Consider the following 3,200-nt stretch of genomic DNA (forward strand, 5'->3'; position numbering starts at 1 on the left):
ATCATCGCCGGATTATCCATGATCTGACAGCCGTCCCTTATAGGATGCGGGTTCACTAGGCATCGTAGTGGAACATATTTTTACCGGGCTATACAACAAACCCACCAATAATTCAAGACGTCCTCCACGGGGCGCTTACCTCGGTTCCACTATCACCACGCCGTATGCGGGTAATGTGTTGACTATTCAGGTGCTGACGTCAACCAAAAATGAGGTGCAGCACAACCTGTTGGTGAAGCAAGTGTTGGGGACGGTGGCGTTTCACTAAGTCCGGCGTCGGGCCGACGACGATGTTCTCCCTCGCGCTCACCTGAGCGCGCCCGCCGGCACGCTGGTGTGATCCCCCCGTGGCCTCCATCGACGCGCTAACGTTAAATCTACTGGACGAGCCGCAAAGACCGCCTTTATTCTGGTCGAAGAGCGGGCGAGGAAGGCCGCTTTTTTCCCGGTTTTGCCCCCTTTGCGCCATACTGATTATTCCGTAACCGGCAACCGGAGGCGTATCATGAAACTGATCGGCAGTTATTCCTGTCCCTTTGTACGCAAAATTTTGGTGATTCTGCTTGAGAAAGATTTGCCGTTTACGTTGGTTCACGTGGTGGATAACACGCTGTCCACCGCACCGGTATTGATTGATGCGCAAGGTGAAAGTCATCGCCACCCCTCCCTTATTGCCGAGTATTTGGAGTGGCTGCAGCCCGAACCGGCACTACTGCCGGCCGATGCCCGTGATGCGCTTAGGGTGAAGGAGTGGGCGGCGCTGGCGCTGGTGAGCGAATGCCGCCGTAGCGCCGACGCTCAGAAGGAGCAGCGGCTGTGGCAACACCGCGCCCGCCTGCGCAGCGGGCTGGATGCGCTGGAGAAGGGGGCGGCGGAAGGCCGCTGGCTGAACTCATCCATGCTGTCGCTGGCGGATGTCGCCGTCGCCTGCATGCTGGGTTTTATCAATGTCCGGCGCGTGATGCCCAATTGGTGCGTTGCCCATCCTGCGCTGGTGGCCATGGCCGACCGGCTCTTCAGCCGTGAGAGTTTTGCCCGGACTCTGCCGCCGGCGACGGCCGGATTGTATAGCGATGAAACCATCGCCGCCAGAGTGTGAAGCCGCTCTGATAACCGCGATTTTCCTTCCCGTCGGCTCTGTTCATCGTTCCGGCGCGGCGTTAACGTTACGGATATAGCGTTCAGACCGCTCATCGCCGCGTGTCGATGTTGTTCGCTGACATCGGTCGACCGACCGGTAAAGCAACCAGCGTGAAGGAGAGAGCCATGGCGCACAATCCCCCAATCACAAACCTGATTCTCGGCGAATACGGGTATCCTTTTCAGCTAAAAGCACGTTATGCAAATTTTATCGGCGGCGAGTGGGTACCGTCGCTGTCCGGCGATTATTTTGTCAATCTAACGCCGATCACCGGCAGGCCGCTGTGCAAGGTCGCCAGCTCCGATCGAGACGACATCGATCTGGCGCTTGACGCCGCCCATGCCGCCCGCGCCGGCTGGGGGGCGACGTGCCGCTGGCGATTGACCATTTCCGCTATTTCGCGTCCTGTATCCGCGCGCAGGAGGGAGGAATCAGCGAAATCGATAGTGAAACGGTGGCTTACCACTTCCACGAGCCGTTAGGGGTCGTGGCGCAAATCATCCCCTGGAACTTCCCGCTGCTGATGGCCTGCTGGAAAATGGCGCCGGCGCTGGCCGCCGGTAACTGTATTGTGCTGAAGCCGGCCAAGCTGACGCCGATGTCGGTGCTGATGCTGATGGAGCTCATTCAAGATCTGCTGCCGTCGGGTGTGGTGAATGTGGTCAACGGGGCGGGGGGCGAAATCGGCGAGTATCTGGCGACCTCGGGACGGGTGGCCAAAATTGCCTTTACCGGTTCCACCGAGGTCGGGCAGAAGATAATGAGCTACACCGCCCGGAATGTTATCCCGGTGACCCTTGAGTTGGGCGGCAAATCCCCGAACATTTTCTTTGCCGATGTTATGGCCAAAGAGGATGCTTTCTTTGACAAGACGCTGGAGGGGTTTGCGCTATTCGCTTTCAACCAGGGCGAGGTCTGTACCTGCCCCAGCAGAGCGCTGGTGCAGGAATCGAGTTACGAACGTTTTATGGAGCGCGCTATCAAGCGGGTGGAGGCCATCAAAACCGGTAACCCGCTCGATCGCGCCACGATGATGGGCGCGCAGGTTTCCACCGGCCAGCTGGAAACCATCCTCAATTATATTGATATCGGCAAGCGAGAGGGGGCGGAAGTGCTTACCGGCCGCCGCCGCAAGCAGATGGAGGGCGATCTGGCGGCGGGGTATTATCTGGAGCAGACGATTTTGTTCGGCAACAACAGTATGCGGGTCTTCCAGGAAGAAATCTTTGGTCCGGTGCTGGCGGTCACGACTTTCAAGGATATGGATGAAGCGCTGGTCCTGGCCAACGACTCTGATTACGGCCTTGGCGCCGGGGTCTGGAGTCGTGACATCAATATCGCCTACCGGATGGGGCGCGGTATTCAGGCGGGGCGCGTCTGGACCAACTGCTATCATACCTATCCGGCCCCCGCCGCCTTTGGCGGCTATAAACAATCGGGCATTGGCCGGGAAACCCACAAAATGATGCTTGAGCATTATCAGCAAACAAAATGCCTGCTGGTCAGCTATGCCGATAGCGCGACAGGTCTGTTCTGAGCCCAAACGGCGGTCAGGCCGCCGGTGCCGCCGCGGTGATTTGCTGCGTCGCGCGCCGGCGGATAAATCGCCGCATCAGTACGAACCAGGCCAGAACGCTGAGCAAATTGAGAAAATTGAATAATCCGCTACCGCCGGCGGTATAGAGGGTTTTCGCCAGCTCAATGCCAAAGGTATACACCAGGTGCAGATTCCGACGTATCCGATCATCTGTTCCGGCGACATCCGATCAGTTATTCAGATATTTTCCGATCACCCATTTCAGTGATATTCGATCATGTGTTCGCTCATCTTCTGACTCGGTTTTAGTCTATTTTTCCTGTGCTGGCTACTCCTTGCTCTTTGCGTAGTGATTCGCCTTTAAGTTCCAGTCGATAGCTGAGGTGTACTAGCCGATCGAGTAACGCGTCAGCTGTCGTGGGGTTTTCTATCAGTCCATACCATTTTTTTACCGGCAGTTGACTGATCAGGATGCTGCTGCTTTTGTCGTAACGATCTTCCATCACCTCCAACAGCATCGTT

General features: G+C 57.1%; 3 protein-coding genes and 2 pseudogenes. 3 read left to right on the forward strand and 2 right to left on the reverse strand.

What is annotated here, in order from left to right; all coding sequences use genetic code 11:
* The first annotated feature begins 67 nt into the window (after positions 1 to 67).
* From ACMX3H_RS10310 to ACMX3H_RS10320, 3 genes and pseudogenes are all read left to right on the forward strand, one after another.
* The gene (locus tag ACMX3H_RS10310; RefSeq protein WP_415210748.1) at positions 68 to 268 is read left to right on the forward strand and encodes a hypothetical protein; all 201 of its coding nucleotides are present in this window, start codon (positions 68 to 70) and stop codon (positions 266 to 268) included.
* 237 nt (positions 269 to 505) lie between these two features.
* Positions 506 to 1,099: a glutathione S-transferase C-terminal domain-containing protein gene (locus ACMX3H_RS10315; protein WP_415210749.1), complete on the forward strand. Its 594-nt coding sequence runs from the start codon at positions 506 to 508 to the stop codon at positions 1,097 to 1,099.
* Positions 1,100 to 1,266: 167 nt separating this feature from the next.
* Positions 1,267 to 2,678, forward strand: a pseudogene (locus tag ACMX3H_RS10320) (aldehyde dehydrogenase family protein).
* A 13-nt stretch (positions 2,679 to 2,691) separates the two neighbouring features.
* On the opposite strand, the gene ACMX3H_RS10325 reads toward ACMX3H_RS10320, so the two are convergent.
* Positions 2,692 to 2,859, reverse strand: coding sequence for a hypothetical protein (locus tag ACMX3H_RS10325; protein ID WP_415210750.1), 168 nt, complete (start codon positions 2,857 to 2,859; stop codon positions 2,692 to 2,694).
* A 124-nt stretch (positions 2,860 to 2,983) separates the two neighbouring features.
* Positions 2,984 to 3,200 (reverse strand): annotated as a pseudogene (gene istB / locus ACMX3H_RS10330) (IS21-like element ISSoEn3 family helper ATPase IstB); the annotation flags it as partial.

The sequence above is a fragment of the Sodalis sp. (in: enterobacteria) genome (genome assembly GCF_047607725.1).
In the GTDB taxonomy this organism is placed as follows: domain Bacteria; phylum Pseudomonadota; class Gammaproteobacteria; order Enterobacterales; family Enterobacteriaceae; genus JBLKSS01.